The 16,896-nt window shown below is 72.2% G+C and carries 13 protein-coding genes; 2 read left to right on the top strand and 11 right to left on the bottom strand.

The window, feature by feature from the left end:
- Positions 1–29 precede the first annotated feature (29 nt).
- Positions 30–2,189, bottom strand: coding sequence for a RecQ family ATP-dependent DNA helicase (locus OG982_RS23090; protein ID WP_266783796.1), 2,160 nt, complete (start codon positions 2,187–2,189; stop codon positions 30–32).
- Between the two features lie 415 nt (positions 2,190–2,604).
- On the opposite strand from OG982_RS23090, the gene OG982_RS23085 reads away from it, so the two are divergent.
- Positions 2,605–3,234 carry a hypothetical protein gene (locus OG982_RS23085; RefSeq protein ID WP_266783798.1) on the top strand — a complete coding sequence of 210 codons (630 nt, stop codon included), beginning with the start codon at positions 2,605–2,607 and terminating at the stop codon, positions 3,232–3,234.
- 273 nt (positions 3,235–3,507) lie between these two features.
- Here the strand turns inward: OG982_RS23085 and OG982_RS23080 are convergent, their stop codons facing one another.
- The 3 genes from OG982_RS23080 to OG982_RS23070 form a co-directional block, all read right to left on the bottom strand.
- On the bottom strand, positions 3,508–4,146 hold the full coding sequence (locus OG982_RS23080; protein ID WP_266949192.1) for a hypothetical protein: 639 nt from the start codon (positions 4,144–4,146) through the stop codon (positions 3,508–3,510).
- Positions 4,147–4,205: 59 nt separating this feature from the next.
- Complete coding sequence (locus OG982_RS23075) at positions 4,206–4,916, bottom strand: ribonuclease HII (RefSeq protein WP_266783801.1); 711 nt, start codon at positions 4,914–4,916, stop codon at positions 4,206–4,208.
- 93 nt (positions 4,917–5,009) lie between these two features.
- Positions 5,010–5,624, bottom strand: coding sequence for a TetR/AcrR family transcriptional regulator (locus OG982_RS23070; RefSeq protein ID WP_266949191.1), 615 nt, complete (start codon positions 5,622–5,624; stop codon positions 5,010–5,012).
- Positions 5,625–5,830: 206 nt separating this feature from the next.
- Here OG982_RS23070 and OG982_RS23065 point away from each other — a divergent pair, with 206 nt between their 5' ends.
- Positions 5,831–7,318 carry an MFS transporter gene (locus tag OG982_RS23065; RefSeq protein WP_266949190.1) on the top strand — a complete coding sequence of 496 codons (1,488 nt, stop codon included), beginning with the start codon at positions 5,831–5,833 and terminating at the stop codon, positions 7,316–7,318.
- 72 nt (positions 7,319–7,390) lie between these two features.
- Here the strand turns inward: OG982_RS23065 and OG982_RS23060 are convergent, their stop codons facing one another.
- From OG982_RS23060 to OG982_RS23030, 7 genes are all read right to left on the bottom strand, one after another.
- Entirely contained in the window at positions 7,391–8,866 is a 1,476-nt protein-coding gene (locus tag OG982_RS23060) for a DUF4173 domain-containing protein (RefSeq protein WP_323139272.1), read from the bottom strand.
- Positions 8,867–9,807: 941 nt separating this feature from the next.
- Complete coding sequence (locus tag OG982_RS23055; RefSeq protein WP_266783809.1) at positions 9,808–10,725, bottom strand: ADP-ribosylglycohydrolase family protein; 918 nt, start codon at positions 10,723–10,725, stop codon at positions 9,808–9,810.
- 11 nt (positions 10,726–10,736) lie between these two features.
- Positions 10,737–11,396, bottom strand: a complete 660-nt coding sequence (locus OG982_RS23050) for a histidine phosphatase family protein (RefSeq protein WP_266783811.1) — start codon at positions 11,394–11,396, stop codon at positions 10,737–10,739.
- A gap of 81 nt (positions 11,397–11,477) precedes the next feature.
- Positions 11,478–12,083 carry a YdbC family protein gene (locus OG982_RS23045; RefSeq protein ID WP_266783812.1) on the bottom strand — a complete coding sequence of 202 codons (606 nt, stop codon included), beginning with the start codon at positions 12,081–12,083 and terminating at the stop codon, positions 11,478–11,480.
- A 32-nt stretch (positions 12,084–12,115) separates the two neighbouring features.
- Positions 12,116–12,955 carry an arylamine N-acetyltransferase gene (locus OG982_RS23040; protein WP_266783814.1) on the bottom strand — a complete coding sequence of 280 codons (840 nt, stop codon included), beginning with the start codon at positions 12,953–12,955 and terminating at the stop codon, positions 12,116–12,118.
- Positions 12,956–13,095: 140 nt separating this feature from the next.
- A complete protein-coding gene (locus OG982_RS23035) occupies positions 13,096–13,779 on the bottom strand; it encodes a DUF6215 domain-containing protein (protein WP_266783816.1) in 684 nt (227 codons plus the stop codon).
- Between the two features lie 183 nt (positions 13,780–13,962).
- Positions 13,963–16,851, bottom strand: a complete 2,889-nt coding sequence (locus OG982_RS23030; protein WP_266949189.1) for a vitamin B12-dependent ribonucleotide reductase — start codon at positions 16,849–16,851, stop codon at positions 13,963–13,965.
- Positions 16,852–16,896: the final 45 nt, after the last annotated feature.

Here is a 16,896-nt window from a genome sequence, read left to right as displayed (position 1 = left end):
GCCCGCCCCGGGTCGAGGCTCCGGGAGGCTCAGCCCGCCGCCGCGAGGACCAGCGGAAGCACCTGGCCGGCGCCTCCCTGGCGGAGCAGCCGGGCGGCGACCGCCAGGGTCCAGCCGGAGTCGGTGTAGTCGTCCACGAGCAGGACGGGGCCGGGTGAGCCGGCCAGGGCCTCGGCCAGGTCCGCGGGGACGGCGAAGGCACCGGAGAGCGTCCTGAGGCGTTGGGCGGAGTTGCTGCGGCGCGCCACGTGCACGCCGTCCGGCCCGGTGTACGTCAGGGTGCCCAGGAACGGGAGGCGGCCGATGGTCGCGATCCCCTGGGCGAGGGAGCCGACCAGCTGGGGGCGGGTCAGCGACGGTACGGCGACGACTCCCACCGGCCGGGCCGTGGCGTCCGGGACGTTCGGCGCCCAGCCGCCCGGAGAGCGTGCCCAGTCGGCCAGGACGGCCACGGCCGCCCGCAGGACGTCGTCGGGCACGGGGGCGTCGGGCGCATTGTCGGCCAGCAGCGGGCGCAGCCGGTTGCCCCAGCCGATGTCGGAGAGCCGGCCCAGCGCGCGCCCGGTCGAGCACTGCTCGCCGGCCGGGATCCGCCCCTTGAGGCTGATGCCCAGCGCGGCCATTCCCGTCGGCCACATCCGGCGCGGCTCGACCTCCACGCCCGGGCGGTCGAGCTCCTTCGCCGCCCCCGTCAGCGTCTCCGCCGACACGGCGGAATCGGCCCAGGTGCCCGCGCAGTTGTCGCACCGGCCGCAGGGGGTCGCGCCCTCGTCGTCCAGCTGCCGGCGCAGGAACTCCATCCGGCACCCGGTGGTGCTCACGTAGTCGCGCATGGCCTGCTGTTCGGCGGCCCGCTGCCGGGCGACCCAGGCGTACCGCTCGGAGTCGTAGCTCCACTGTTGGCCGGTGGAGGTCCAGCCGCCCTTGACCCGCTTGACGGCCCCGTCCACGTCGAGCACCTTGAGCATGGTCTCCAGCCGGGTGCGCCGGAGGTCCACCGCCGCCTCCAGGGCCGGTACGGACAGCGGTCGGCCCGCATCGGCGAGGGCCGAGAGGGTCTGCCGGACCTGGGCCTCGGGCGGGAAGGCGGTGTCGGCGAAGTAGCGCCAGATGGCCTCGTCCTCCTTGCCCGGCAGCAGCAGCACGTCGGCGTGCTCGACGCCGCGGCCGGCGCGGCCGACCTGCTGGTAGTAGGCGATCGGCGAGGACGGCGAGCCGAGGTGGATCACGAAGCCCAGGTCGGGCTTGTCGAAGCCCATACCGAGGGCGGAAGTCGCGACGAGCGCCTTGACCCGGTTCTCCTGGAGGTCGATCTCGGCCTGCAGCCGGTCGGCGTTCTCCGTGCGCCCCGTGTACGAGGCCACGTTGAAGCCGCGCTGGCGCAGGAAGGCCGTGGCCTCCTCGGCCGCGGCGACGGTCAGGGTGTAGATGATCCCGGAGCCCTGGAGCTCGTCGAGGTGCTCGGCGAGCCAGGCCAGCCGGTGCGCGGCGTCCGGCAGCCGGATCACGCCCAGCCGCAGGCTCTCCCGCTCCAGCGGGCCGCGCAGCACCAGGGCCTCCCCCGCACCGGTGCCCAGCTGCTCGGCGACATCGGCCGTGACCCGCGCGTTGGCGGTCGCGGTGGTGGCCAGCACCGGCACGCCGGGGGCGAGCTCGGCGAGCATCGCCCGCAGCCGTCGGTAGTCGGGGCGGAAGTCGTGACCCCAGTCGGAGATGCAGTGCGCCTCGTCGACCACGAGCAGGCCGGTCGTGGCCGCGAGCTTGGGAAGCACCTGCTCGCGGAAGTCCACGGAATTGAGGCGCTCCGGGCTGACCAGGAGGACGTCGGTCTCGCCGCGCTCGACCTCCTCGTAGATGGTGTCCCACTCCTCCGGGTTGGCGGAGTTGATCGTGCGCGCCTGGATCCCGGCGCGCGCCGCCGCCTCGACCTGGTTGCGCATCAGGGCCAGCAGCGGGGAGATGATCACGGTGGGGCCGGAACCGCGGCGGCGCAGCAGGGCGGTGGCGACGAAGTACACCGCCGACTTGCCCCAGCCGGTGCGCTGCACGACCAGCGCCCGGCGCCGCTCTTCCACGAGGGCCGCGACCGCCTGCCACTGGTCCTCCCGCAGCCGCGCCGTGCCCTCCGGGGCGCCGACGAGCTCGGCGAGGATGGCGTCGGCTTCAGCGCGGAGCTCCAGGTTGTCCATGCCCCCATGCAACCCGATGGCACTGACAAAGGGCGAACTCACCCAGCGTGAGGACACTCTCGCGCACGGTCCGATTCCGGTCGACGTCGCGCGAGCCGGTGTCGAATTACCCGTCGGCGGCCGCCCTCCGGTCCCTACGACCGCTTCGGCGGGCAGGCTCGAAGCGGTGTTTCCCCTGGTACTCGCGCTCCGGCCGGAGCCCGATGCGTCATCGGCGGCCAAACGGGGCAAGGATATGAACGGCATACCGGCGAATTCCGGTCGGCTGCGCCAATTGCTCGTTGCCGCATCCTCACGGGCCACGCGAGAATTGGAGCGCTCCCGTTCGGCTCGACGGCACCCTCCAGGGCCGCGCCGCGGCGCGCCCTCTGCCCAGCCGTGCCCGTTTCGCGGGCGTGAACCCGAAGGGAGGACCGTGACCTTCGGATTCGCCCCGCCCTCGACCACGTCCCTGACCACGGCCACCGGCGGCGCCAGCCGCCACGGCCGCCTACTGGAACCCGCCGAGTGGACCGCGGCCGGGGTGCCCCTGCTGCGCAATCCGCGCGAGGTCGTCAGCGGTCTGCACTCCCGGCACAGCCCCGTGCCGTCGACCGCGGTCATCGCCGTCCTCGGCCCGGGGGAAGAGCTGGTGGCGAGCGCCTCCTTCGTGCAGCGCTCCGCCTCCGCCGACGGCTGGGAGTACCGCAACGCGCTGCTGTCGCGGCTGCGCCGGGTGATCCCGCACGACCTGCGGCGCCGGACCCCGGTGCGGACGGCGGTGCTGATGTACTGCCGCGACGGCGACGACCGGTGGACCGAGGAGGACGGGGCCTGGATGTGGGGGCTCCGCGATGCCTGCACCCTGCACGGGCTGCGCTGCGGCGCGTACATCACGCTGACCCGCGAGGGCTGGCAGGTGCTCGGCGAGGGCCGGGGCGGCCGGCGGCCCAGCTCGGACTCGCGGCCCGAGCGCCTCGATGAGATCACGTCCGAGTTCGCGCCGATGACCCTGCGCACCGGCGGCGGCGCGACCGAGGCCCTGCGCCGGACCGCCGCCCGCTGACCTGCGTACCGCCGCGCCGCTGCGGGCCTCGGCATCCCGCGCGCGGATCCCCGTACGGCCCCGGGCCGCGACGGTGTTCCCGGCCGCGCGTGCGTACGCGGACGGGCGTACGGGCGCAGGCGGGCGTAGGGACACGGGCGTACGGGCTCCGTAGAGCGGGCAGGCCGATCAGCCGCACACCCGGAACCGGGCGTACGGCGGGTCAGGCCTCGGACTTCAGCGGGGCCGGCTCCCGGCCCGCCCCGCCCCTCGCCCGCGCCGGGACACGGGGCGTCAGACGCCCGCGCCCAGCACGGAGTTGATCTGCTGCGCGTCGCCGCACACGATCAGGAGCGCACCGGCCCGCGCGAGCGCGACCGGCAGCGCGCCGGCGGCGGCCTCGGGCGATCCGCCGTTGGCGGCGAACACCACGACGGGACGGCCGGCGGCGCGCTGGATCTGCGCCGCGTCCGCGTAGAAGACGTCGTCCCGGGCGTCGTGCTGAGCCCAGTAGGACTCCTCGCCGAAGGACAGCTCGTGCGCGGCCCACGGGTGCGGGTCGCCGGTGGTCAGAACCAGGATGTCGCCGGGCGCGCGCCCGGTTTCGAGCAGCAGGTCCACGGCCTCCTCTGCCGCGTCCAGCGCACCCTCGACGGAGGCCGGGATCAGCTGGACCTGCGGCACCGACGCCGAGACGGACGGAGCGGTGGGGGCAGCGGGAGCTGCGGGAACGGGTCCGGGGGTGGCCTGCGGCGCACGCTGCGCGGGCGGGGCGGGCCGGGGGGAGGGACCGGGGCGTCCGGGCCGGGGCACGGCGGCGGGACGCGGACCAGGTACGGGACGGGGGGTCTGCGCGGTGCGGCTCGCGGCCGGGGTGACGCGGGGACCCTGGGCACTCTCGTGAATCTGAGGCTCCTCGGGGGTGAGAGGCATGAGTTGATGTCTATCAAACACCGGTACGAAACGTACCGGTGGGGGGCACGTGGGTGCGATCAGAAATCGAAGCCGAGTTGGCCTCCGTTTTCCAGCTCCATCGCTTCCTCGCTGCGCCGCACCTTCTTGAGGTGCCGCCACTGCGGCAGCGCGTCGAGGTACGACCACGAGAGCCGGTGGTACGGGGTGGGTCCCAGCTGCTCCAGCGCGGCCCGGTGCACGGGCGAGGGGTATCCGGCGTTGGCGGCGAAGGCGAAACCCTCGATTCCGCCGCCCTGTTCACCGATCTCCGCCATCATCCGGTCGCGCCGGACCTTGGCGATCACCGAGGCGGCGGCGACGGCGACGCAGGACTGGTCGCCCTTGATCACCGTGCGCACCTGCCAGGGCGCGCCGAGGTAGTCGTGTTTGCCGTCGAGGATCACCGCGTCGGGCCGCACCGGCAGCGCCTCCAGGGCGCGTACCGCCGCGAGGCGCAGGGCGGCGGTCATGCCCAGCTCGTCGATCTCCTCCGGGGAGGCGTGCCCCAGGGCGTGCGCGGTGACCCAGGCTTCCAGGACGTCGAGGAGCGCGTCACGGCGCTTGGGTGTGAGCAGTTTGGAGTCGGTCAGCCCTGCGGGCGGCCGGCGTAGACCGGTGATCGCCGCGCACACGGTGACGGGACCGGCCCAGGCCCCTCGCCCGACTTCGTCGACCCCGGCGATGATCTTGGCGCCAGTGGTTGCACGGAGGGAGCGTTCGACGGTGTGGGTGGGTGCTTCGTACGGCATGGCGCCAGCAAGGTTACGCCGCCGCGCGCCGCCTGCACACCCCGGCCCGGGGCAAGCCCGCAAGCGGATGGGCACCCCGGGTCCGGGTCCGCGTCAGGCCCGGCCTCCGGGCCTCAGCAGCGGCACCATCACCTGGTCGATCAGTTCCGCGATCTCGGTGTCCGGCCATTCGCTGCCGCACACCTTGGCGCGATACATGAGCATCGCCGGAATGACGTCGGAAACCAGCGGGCTGTCCGCATCCGGCCGGACATCACCCCGCCTGATTCCGCGCTCGATGAGCTCCTCGATCAGTCGGCGCGCGGGCTCGTGCAGACCGTCCCGGATGACCTCCCGGAACCGGTCCGCGTCGGCGTGGTCGCATTCGTGAAGCACCGCGCGCAGGGCCTGGCCAGCCCGCGTGTCCATGGCGCCCCGCATCCGCACGCACAGCTCGTGGAGCTCGTCGCGGATCGATCCGGAATCGGGGATCTCGCCGATCGCGGGCAGCCGGGTGCGCAACACCTCGGCCACGAGGTCGGACTTCGACGCCCAGCGCCGGTAGAGCGCCGCCTTGCCCGTGTGGGCGCCGGCCGCGACACCTTCCATGGTGAGCGCGTTCCAGCCGACCGTGCCGAGCTGCTCCAAAGCAGCGTCGAGAATCGCTCGTTCGAGTTCGGCGCCCCGCCTGCGCCCCGGTGACGCCATCGGCCAACCCGGATCCACCATGACCCACACCTCCGACCCGCACGTGCGTCCCCCGCACGTATTTCCAGCCTTAGTGAACGCTTGCGTTCACTAAGCGCGGCTCCTACGTTGGACGGCAGTGAACGGATGCGTTCACTATTTCACTTTGGGGGGATCCACAAGTGACAAGCTCGCGACTCGCCACATCCCCGATACCTGACACGGCCCGGCGGGACGGGCGTAGCGGAATGGCCCTTCTCGTCATCGCCGCCTGCCAGCTCATGGTCGTCCTCGACGCGACGATCGTGAACATCGCCCTCCCGCACATCCAGACGGCCCTCGCCTTCTCCACCACCGGCCTGTCCTGGGTGCTGAGCGCGTACACCCTGACCTTCGGCGGCCTGCTGCTGCTCGGCGGCCGGGCCGGCGACATCCTCGGCCGGCGCCGCGTCTTCACGGCCGGAATCCTGCTGTTCACCCTGGCCTCGCTGCTCGGCGGATTCGCCCAGGAGCCCTGGCAGCTGCTCGCCGCCCGCGCGCTCCAGGGCGTCGGCGGCGCCATCGCCTCGCCGACCTCGCTGGCCCTGATCACCACCACCTTCGCCGAAGGGCCCGAACGGAACCGGGCCTTCGGGGTGTTCGCCGGCGTCTCCGCGGGCGGCGGCGCGATCGGCCTGCTGACCGGCGGCATGCTGACCGAGTGGCTCGACTGGCGCTGGGTCCTCTTCGTCAACGTGCCGATCGGCGTCCTGATCACGGTCCTCGCCCCGCTCTGCGTCCGCGAGTCCGAGCGCCACCCCGGCCGCTTCGACATCGCCGGAGCGTTCACCTCCACCGGCGGCATGGCCTCGCTCGTCTACGGGTTCATCCGCGCCTCCGAGGACGGCTGGCGGGACCCGCTCACCATCGGCTCCTTCGCCGCCGCGCTCGTCCTGCTCGGCCTGTTCGTCGCCGTCGAGTCCAGGGCCCGCGAGCCGATCATCCCGCTGCGGATGTTCGCCGACCGCAATCGCGCCGGCGCGTACCTGATCATGCTGGGGCTCGCCGCCGCGATGTTCGGCATGTTCTTCTTCATCGTCCAGTTCGTGCAGAACGTACTGGGCTTCTCACCGATCCGCTCCGGACTCGGCTTCCTGCCCGTGACCCTCGCGATCGTCACCGCCGTCGGGCTCTCGCAGCGCTTCCTTCCGCGCTTCGGGCCCAAGCCGTTCATGGTCACCGGATCCGCCCTCACCGGGGCCGGACTGACCTGGCTGACCTTCATCGGCACCGGCAGTACGTACCTGTCCGGGGTGCTCGGCCCGATGCTGCTGTTCGGCTTCGGCATGGGCCTCAACTTCGTCACCCTCACCCTGACCGCCGTCTCGGGCGTCGCGCCGCACGAGGCGGGCGCGGCCTCGGGGCTGCTCAACGCCAGCCAGCAGGTCGGGGGTTCGCTCGGGCTGTCCATCCTGGTCACCGTCTTCGGCACGGCTGCGCGCGACGAGACCGAGAAGCAGGCGCCCGCCTTCATGGCCCACGCCGACACCGGGCAGCTGGCCGCGTTCAAGGAGACCGGGCGGCTGCCCGACCCCTGGGGCGACTACGTACTCACCCAGGGCATCTCCACCGCGTTCGTCGCCGCCGTCGCCATGGCGGGCCTCGCCCTGGCGACCGCGCTGCTGGTGGTCCGGGTGCGCGCGAGCGACCTGGACGCCCTCAACGGGGCCGCCGCGAAGCCCGGTCCGGCGGCCTGAGCCCTGCCCGACGTACGAGAGGGCCCGGGCACGGGGAAGCACCCCGCGCCCGGGCCCTCGCAGGGGCGCCGCCTACGGCTCGACTCGGTCGCTGAACGTGCCGAGGCGCGAGCACTCCTCGTACGAGGCCTTCACCGGCCGCTCGCGCAGGATCTTCCGGGCCCGGTACTCGCCGAGGCTCATGGCGTACCAGGGCACGTCACCGGCCTTGGCCAGATCGTCGTTGATCCCTCGCAGGGCGCAGGAGCGCCTCGGCTCGGGCAGCCGGTCCAGGGCGGGGGCCGCGTCCGCCGACAGGGACTGGAAGTAGGCCAGGTCGATCTTGGCGTCCTGTTGGAAGCGGGTCACGTTCCGTTCGGCCACCATCCCGTCCGGGGACATCAGCCCGAAGGCCAGGACGGCGGCCGCGGCGCTGCCCGCGACCGCGCGCGGGAGCCAGCGGGCGCCGAACACCCCGGCGGCCATGATCAGTACGAGGACCAGCCCGAGCCACAGTTCCATCGCGGCCACCGACACCCGCAGCCGGGTGAGCCCGTACGCGTCCACGTAGAGGTCCATCCGGCGCAGCGCGGAGGCGACCACGACCAGGGTCAGCACGCACAGGGTGCCGAGGACGGCCCGGACGAAGCGGCGGTCGCCGGCGCCGGCGCGCGGCGCCCAGCGCAGGGCGAGCGCGATCACGGCGAGGGTGAGCAGGGTGGCCCAGAGCAGCTGCCAGAAACCCTGTTGGGCGTATTCGGCGTAGCTGAGGCCGGTGCTCTTGAGGACCTTGTCGTAGCCGCCGAACAGGACGGCCAGCTGAACGGCGTTGAAGCCGGCGAAGAGCAGGTTCAAGACGATCAGCGGAAGCGCCCATTCGACGCGGGAGCGGGCCTTGCCGGGGGTGATCTGGATCCGGTCCCAGCGCAGCGGGGCCGCGGCGGTGCGGGCGCCGGCGAGCGCGAGGACGGCGCCGAGGACGAAGAGCAGGGTGCGGACCGGGCCGTCGCCGACGGAGACCTCGGGCGTCAGATCGCCGAGCAGATCGGCGAACGCGGCGTCGGCGGAGGCGAAGAGCGTGCCGAAGACCACGAGCAGGCCGACGGCCACGGCGGCCGCCTTGGCCACGGGCAGCCAGCGCTCGCGTCCGAACCCGCCTCCACGGGAGCGCAGGCCGGTCCAGGCCCAGCCGACGCCGGTGACGGCGGCGTCGACGAAGCCGAACGGGCTGAACAGCACGCCGGGCCAGGTGCGGACGCCGTGCAGGGCGAGCGAGGCGAGGGAGACGGCGGAGAGGATCGCCAGCGTGGCCGGCCAGGCGGAGTCGCGCAGCGCCGGTACGGCGAGGAGGGCCACGCACCCGATGGCCCACGCCGTGGTCCAGGGGCGGGCTTTACGGCCTGCCGCGCGGGCGGCGAAGTACGCGGCGGCGATCGCGGGCAGTACGGCGACCAGCAGGCCGGGGCCCATGCCGTCGCCCAGCAGCAGGGCGGCGGCGAGGCCTGAGACCATGACGGCGACGAGCGTGGCGGTCAGGATCGGCGCAGCCTCGGCGGGGCGGATCCGCACCGCCCATGCCGCCGGCGCGGAAGCCTGCGCGCGCTGCCGGGCGGAGGCGTCAAAGGCCCCCGCAGCCGGCCCGCCCCAGGCCCCTGCCCCTGCCCCTGCCCCTGCCCCTGCCCCGGGAACAGCACCCACACCACCGGAGGCCGCCCCCGGAGCAACTCCGACCACAGGAGCAACAGCCCCGGCTCCGGCCGCCGCGGCAGGACCAGCGGCCGCCGCGCCCGAACCGGAAACGGCGGCCGCGCCCCCGACCGCAGGAGCAGCCGACGCGCTGGCAGAACCGGGAGCCGCAGCAGTTGGCGCGGTGGCGGAACCGGGAGCCGCGACACCCGGAGCGGCAGCAGACGCCGAAGCGGCAGGCGCGGCAGCAGTGGTCGGAGCCCCTGGAGCGGAAGCGGCCCCGGGCGCCGGAGCCGCGGGCGCGGCGTCAGCCGGAGCGGGCGCAGCGGAAGCGGCAGGCGCGGGCGCGGCGGCTGACGCCGGAGCCGCGGGCGTGGCGTCAGCCGGAGCGGGCGCCGCGCCTGCGGCGGGCGTCGCGGCCGTGCCCGGCCCTGTCTCCGCGCCCGGCGTCGCCGGACCCGGCTTCCTCGGTTCGGCGCCAGCCCCCTCGGCGTTCTCTGACATCGGGTTCCCTCCCCTGTCGGCCGCCCCACTGGTTCCACTGGAGGCGGCGAAGCGGACAGAGTAGGCCCGTGACATGCGGTTTTGGCCAGCCGGGCGGCGCCCCTGTGGCAGGACCGTGACAAACCGAACCGGGCGCGTGACCCCGGCCCGGACGCCCTGCCAGTGCTGTGACCGGAAAGGTTTGCCGGGTCGCGGCGTCCGGTGCGGTACATCGCAAGGCGGAGGGCCGCGGCTCGTACTGGACGTACTCGCGCGGTCCGACAACGCCGCGAGGTGCCGTGCCGGGCGCCGCGACCCGGTGAACCTTTCCGGTCACAGCACTAGCCGCGCGCGGCCTCCGGCAGCCACGCGGGCAGCGCCTCGGTCCGGGCAAGCCAGGCCGCCGGCAGCACCGCGTCCCCGCGCGCGCCCAGCACCCCGCCCACGATCGCGCAGGTCGTGTCGACGTCCCCGCCCACCTGCGCGGTGGTCCAGAACGCCCGCTCGTAGTCGTCGAGCGACCGCGCCGCCGACCACAGGGCGAACGGCACGGTGTCGTGCGCGCTGGTGCGCCGCCCGCAGCCCAGCACCGCCGCGACCGTGTTGGCGTCGCCGTAGTCCAGCATGTCCCGCGCCCGCCGCAGCCCCGCGCCCACCGCGCTGCGCGGCACCAGGGCGACGACGCCGTCCAGAAGGTCGGCGGCGGTCGGCGGGCCCGCCGGATTCGCCGCGAGCGCGGCCGCCGCGGCGACGGCCATCGCCCCGCACACCGCCTCGCGGTGCTGGTGGGTGGTGTAGGCGGAGATCTCCGCCTGGTGGGTGGCCTGCTCGGGGTCGTCCGCGTACCAGGCGCCCAGCGGTGCGATCCGCATGGCGGCGCCGTTGCCCCACGAGCCCTGCCCGTTGAAGAGCTCGGCGGCCAGCGTGCGCCAGTCCGCGCCCTCCCGGACCAGACGGAGCATCCGGTTCACGGCGGGCCCGTAGCCCCGGTCGAAGTCGTGGTGGTGGGCGAAGGACAGCGCGAGGGCGTCCTGGTCGACGCGCCCGTGCTCGGCGAGGACGGCCACGACGGAGCAGGCCATCTCGGTGTCGTCGGTCCACTGCCACGCGTCGGCGCCGGCGGGCACTTCGCGCCGCTTGAGCAGGGGGTAGTTCACGGGGACGAAGTACTGGGAGCCCAGGGCGTCACCCAGAGCCAGCCCTCGGAGGCTGGCCATGGCGCGTGCGTAGCGCCTTTCGGAAGAGGAGTCAGAGGTCATCCCGCGTCACTCTAGCCGTCCAGGTCATAAGGCTCGGGTGTGGTCCAGCGCTCAAACGGGCGGTCCATCCGGTACCGGCCGTCCGGACCCAGCTGGAGCACCCGGTATTCGCCGTTCCCCGGATTGGAGAGGGCCTCGAACTCGGCCACCGACCAGTGGAACCACCGCATGCAGAACAGCCGCATCGTCAGCCCGTGCGTCACCATCAGCACGTTCTGTGGATGGTCCGGGGCCTCGAAACTGCGGTAGAGGCTCTCCAGGAACGACCCGACCCGGTCGTACACGTCCGCCCCCGACTCCCCCTGCGCGAACCGGTAGAAGAAGTGGCCGTACGCGTCGCGGTACGCCTTTTGAAGCCGCACGTCGTCGCGGTCCTGCCAGTTGCCCCAGTCCTGCTCACGCAGCCGCGGCTCCTCGCGCATCCGGACCCGCGCCGGGTCCAGGCGCAGTTCCCGGAAGGTCTGCAGGGTCCGGCGGTACGGGGAGACGTACGCGCTGATGCTCTCGTCGCCGAACAGCTCGCGCAGCCGTACGCCGGTCTCCGCGGCCTGCTCGCGCCCGGTCCTGGTGAGCCGCAGGGCGTGATCGGGTTCCCGTTCGTAGACGGTGTCATCGACGTTGCCCTCCGATTCCCCGTGCCGGACAAGGACGATGCGCCGTGGTCGTGCCATTCCACGACCCTATGCGGCCGCCGGCAGGGCGAACACCCGGGGCACGCCGGTCGGGGCGGCCCGGTGCGTACCGTCGTACGGTCATACCGTCCAGGCGGGTTCGAGGTCGACGACGTCGCCCGTGAGGGCCTCCACGTCGGCCTCGGTCTGGGCGCGCAGCGAGAGCCGCTCGACCCGCTCCGGCCGGTACTTGCCGTGCTCCGCCGCCGCGCGCCACATCGACAGGACGAGGAACTCCCGGCCCGGGGCCTCCCCGAAGAGGCCGCGGATCATTCCGGGCGATCCCGCCATCGCCGGGTTCCACACCTTTTCCTGCATGTGGGCGAAGTGGTCCAGGCGCCCCTCCCGTACCCGGGTGTGCGCGACGCGGACCACGTCGGCGTCGGTGAAGCGCGGCTCGAAGCCCGTCTTCACATCGAAGCGGTGGTCGAAGAGCGTGACCCGCAGATCGGTGTAGGTGCCGTTCTGGGACGCGGCCAGGCGGTCGTGCGAGCGAGCCATGAACGAGTCGTAGAAGGAACGGCTCTCCCAGAACGCGAATACATGCGCCACCCCCTGTCGCCCTCGGCTCCAGCCGCCGCCCTGTCCCCGGAATCCCGGCTCGCCAGGCAACCCCGCCCATTTGCGCTGCCCGCGCTCGAACCCGCGTCGGTCCGTCACCGTGCAGCGAATCCACTTGACCAGCACCGCGCCATCGTACGGGCCCGACGCGGCCCCGGTCAGTCCTCGGCGCGGTTGAGCCGTACCAGTTCGCCCGCATCCCGCTCGGACAGCCGAAGGCCGAACTCCCGGGCGAGCAGCGACGGCAGCTCATCCGGGGCCACCGGCCGCCTCTCGACCCGCCCGTCGGGATACACACGGGTGAGCTCTCGCCCTACGAGTGCCAGCCGGACGGCGTCGCCCGGACGCTGGACGATCACCTGCCCGACGAAGGCGGAGCGGGGGTGCGAGGAGCTGTAGTGGTTCAGGACCACGTAGTCGACGGGGTTGTAGTGCTGTGGGGAGAACGCGTACAGGTCCCGCCAGGTTCCCTCGCGCAGCAGGCACAGCGCGTGGACACCGCCGTCCTCCTCGCGGATCGTGTACGTCCACTCCCCCTGGCGCACCTCGACGCCAGGGCGCGCCAGCGGCACGGGCTCGCACGGTCCCATGGCACCGAACCCTGCATCGCACAGCCAGGGTTCCCCGTCGACGGTGACGACGAGGACGGCGTGCGTCACCGCGAGCAGGGAGTCCCCGCGGGTGCGGTTGCGGGCACCGCGCCCGGAGACCTCGAAGCCGATTCGCTCCAGGGCAGCGGCCAGCAGCGAGTTCTGCTCGTAGCAGTAGCCGCCGCGACGGCCGTGCACGAGCTTGTCCTGAAGCGCCTTGACCTCCAGCTCGACGGGGCGGCCGAGCAGAACGTCCAGGCTCTCGAAGGTGATGGCGGCGGTGTGCGCCCGGTGCACTGCGTACAACGTCGGGAGGTCCGCCTTGAGTTCCCCGTCGTCCCCGACCGGCCCTTCGTACCCGATCCGCGCCAGATAGGCCGCCAGGTCCAGCTCGTCACCGCTCCACATGACTCCCCCGCTCCCACCCGCGCTCCACGAGCGCCCGATCGTCCCTGCGAGCAATGATCACCAAGACAGCCCTGCGCACCAACCCGCTTTCCGCCCGGAGGAGACGACCACCCGCCCGGCACGCCGAATCCCGCACCGGCCTAGCCGCTCCACCCCGGCAGGTTCGGCAGCACGTGCTCGGCGATGCGGAGCAACGCCGCGTCGTCGGGCGCCCTGCCGTCCTCGCGCCAGATGGTGAGGTCGAAGGAGGTGCCGCCGTCCTTCGTGTCGGCGGCGACCAGCACGTGGCGGGCGATGCCGCCGGGGCCGGAGCTGCCCTTGCCGCCCTTGAGGTCGAAGGTGATCGCGATGGTCCGGTCCGAGTACAGGACCGCCGGATGCCCCAGCACCGTCTGCCGCTGCGCGGTCGGGCCCAGGCCGGTGACCGTGCGGTCGAACTCGGGATCGTCGTAGGACGCGGAGAGGTTCACGGTGTAGGTCTTCAGCTGGATCTCGGCCTCGGGTGTGGCGATATCGGTGCCGAGCAGGGTGATCCACCTACCGCTGCCCCTGGCGTTCCACGCCTGATCCTCCGGTGTCCCGAGGAGCGCCGGCAGATCGGGACGGTTCAGCGCCGCGCACAGCGCCGCTCCGGAGGCGTACCGCTCCGGCAGCTCGTCGTTCGTGACGGAGCAGACGGCCGGCTTGTCCTCGCCCATGCTCCGTTCGGAGACTTCGCCCAGTCCCCACCCGCCCCCGATCAGGCCCCCGACCACCACCACCGCCGCGACCGCCTGGGCCCCCGCGTTGATGTCCTTCTTGGATCCGCCGCTTTCGTCCGTCATGTCCCCCACCCGTGCCGTTCGCGTCCCGGGCGAGCGTGCCGGAGCCGCACCCGCAGGCACAAGGCCTTGTGCGGTCCCGCCGAGGCCCGAGCGAACGCCGAAGCGGGGACCGGCGCATCGCCGGTCCCCGCTTCGTCAGTCGCTCAGTGCCTCAGTGGCCCAGCGCCTCGGTGGCTCAGTGCCTCAGCTGCAGCCACTGGTCGAGCCGCAGCCCTCGCAGATGTAGCAGGAGCCGGCGCGCTGCATCTTCGTACCGCAGGAGAAGCAGAGCGGGGCGTCGGCGGAGACGCCGAGCTGCATCTCGACCAGTTCGGCGTTCGAGTGCGCCGTCTTCGGGGCCGGGACCTCGACGACCGCCACCGGCTTCGGGGCGGACGGGACCGCGGCCAGCGGAGCCGACTGGCTCAGGGCCTCCGTGTCGATCTCCTCCTCGAGCGGCTCGTACGAACCGGTCTCCAGGTGGCGCTGACGCTCCTCGGCGGTGTGGATGCCGAGCGCCGAGCGGGTCTCGAAGGGCAGGAAGTCCAGCGCCAGGCGACGGAAGATGTAGTCGACGATCGACTGCGCCATCCGCACGTCCGGGTCGTCCGTCATGCCGGCCGGCTCGAAGCGCATGTTCGTGAACTTCGAGACGTAGGTCTCCAGCGGCACGCCGTACTGCAGGCCCACCGAGACGGCGATGGAGAAGGCGTCCATCATGCCCGCGAGGGTCGAGCCCTGCTTGGACATCTTCAGGAAGACCTCGCCCAGACCGTCGTCCGGGTAGGAGTTGGCGGTCATGTAGCCCTCGGCGCCACCCACGGTGAAGGAGGTGGTGATGCCCGGGCGGCCCTTCGGGAGGCGCTTGCGGACCGGGCGGTACTCGATGACCTTCTCGACGGCCGCACGGATGGTGTCCTCCGCCTTGGCGGTGACCTCCTCCTTCTCCTCTTCCTTCTTCTTCGCGGAGAGGGGCTGGCCGACCTTGCAGTTGTCGCGGTAGATCGCGAGCGCCTTCACGCCCATCTTCCACGCCTCGAAGTAGATCTCCTCGATCTCCTCGACGGTCGCCGTCTCCGGCATGTTGACCGTCTTCGAGATCGCGCCGGAGATCCAGGGCTGGATCGCGGCCATCATGCGGACGTGGCCCATCGCGGAGATGGAGCGCTCGCCCATGGCGCAGTCGAACACCGAGTAGTGCTCGGCCTTCAGGCCCGGGGCGTCGACGACCACGCCGTGCTCGGCGATGTGGGCGACGATCGCCTCGATCTGCTCCTCCTGGTAACCCAGGCGGCGCAGGGCCTGCGGGACGGTGCCGTTGACGATCTGCATCGAGCCGCCGCCGACGAGCTTCTTGAACTTGACCAGGGCCAGGTCCGGCTCGACACCGGTGGTGTCGCAGGACATCGCGAGACCGATGGTGCCGGTCGGGGCCAGGACGGAGGCCTGGGAGTTGCGGAAGCCGTTCTTCTCGCCGAGGCGCAGAACGTCCTGCCAGGCCTCGGTGGCCGCGGCCCAGATCGAGTTGTCCAGGTCCTCGGTGCGCGGCGCGACGGCGTTGGCGTCGGCGTGCTGCCTCATGACGCGCTTGTGCGACTCGGCGTTGCGGGCGTAGCCGTCGTACGGGCCGACGATCGCGGCCAGCTCGGCGGAGCGCTTGTACGCCGTACCGGTCATCAGCGAGGTGATCGACGCGGCGAGGGTGCGGCCGCCGTCCGAGTCGTACGCGTGGCCGGTCGCCATCAGCAGGGCGCCGAGGTTGGCGTAGCCGATGCCCAGCTGGCGGAAGGCGCGGGTGTTCTCGCCGATCTTCTGCGTCGGGAAGTCCGCGAAGCAGATGGAGATGTCCATCGCGGTGATGACGAGCTCGACGACCTTGGCGAAGCGCTCGGCGTCGAAGGACTGGTTGCCCTTGCCGTCGTCGTCGAGGAACTTCATCAGGTTCAGCGAGGCGAGGTTGCAGGACGTGTTGTCCAGGTGCATGTACTCGCTGCACGGGTTGGACGCGGTGATGCGGCCGGACTCGGGGCAGGTGTGCCAGTTGTTGATCACACCGTCGTACTGGATGCCCGGGTCGGCGCAGGCCCACGCGGCCTCGGCGAGCTTGCGGAAGAGCGCCTTGGCGTCGACCTCTTCGATGACCTCGCCGGTCATGCGGGCGCGCAGGCCGAACTTGGTGCCATTCTCGACGGCCGTCATGAACTCGTCGTTCACGCGGACGGAGTTGTTGGCGTTCTGGTACTGGACGGACGTGATGTCGTCCCCGCCCAGGTCCATGTCGAAGCCCGCGTCGCGCAGGGCGCGGATCTTCTCCTCTTCCTTCACCTTGGTCTCGATGAAGGCCTCGACGTCCGGGTGGTCCACGTCCAGGACGACCATCTTGGCCGCGCGGCGGGTGGCGCCGCCCGACTTGATCGTTCCGGCGGACGCGTCGGCGCCGCGCATGAAGGAGACCGGACCGGAGGCGTTGCCGCCGGAGGAGAGGAGCTCCTTGGAGGAGCGGATGCGGGAGAGGTTCAGGCCGGCGCCGGAGCCGCCCTTGAAGATCATGCCCTCTTCCTTGTACCAGTCGAGGATCGACTCCATGGAGTCGTCGACGGCCAGGATGAAGCAGGCGGAGACCTGCTGCGGCTGGGGCGTGCCGACGTTGAACCACACCGGCGAGTTGAAGCTGAAGATCTGGTGCAGGAGGGCGTACGTCAGCTCGTGCTCGAAGATCTCCACGTCGGCGGGCGAGGAGAAGTAGTCGAAGTCCTCGCCGGCCTTCGTGTACGTCTTCACGATCCGGTCGATCAGCTGCTTGAGACCGGTCTCGCGCTGCGGGGTGCCGACCGCGCCGCGGAAGTACTTGCTGGTGACGATGTTGACCGCGTTCACCGACCAGAAGTCGGGGAACTCGACGCCACGCTGCTCGAAGTTGACCGAGCCGTCGCGCCAGTTGGTCATGACGACGTCACGGCGCTCCCAGCTCACCTCGTCGTAAGGGTGCACGCCCGGGGTGGTGTGGATGCGCTCGATCCGAAGGCCGCCCTTGGCAGCCTTGGTCCCCTTGGCGCGGGAACCTCGTGCCGAGCCGCTCGCCGTCTCTGTCATGCCGCCTCCCATATGCGGGCAAAAACGCCCTAAAGTGCCAGCGTT

Source organism: Streptomyces sp. NBC_01551, assembly GCF_026339935.1.
Classification (GTDB): domain Bacteria; phylum Actinomycetota; class Actinomycetes; order Streptomycetales; family Streptomycetaceae; genus Streptomyces.
This window is presented reverse-complemented; position numbering and strand designations above follow the sequence as displayed.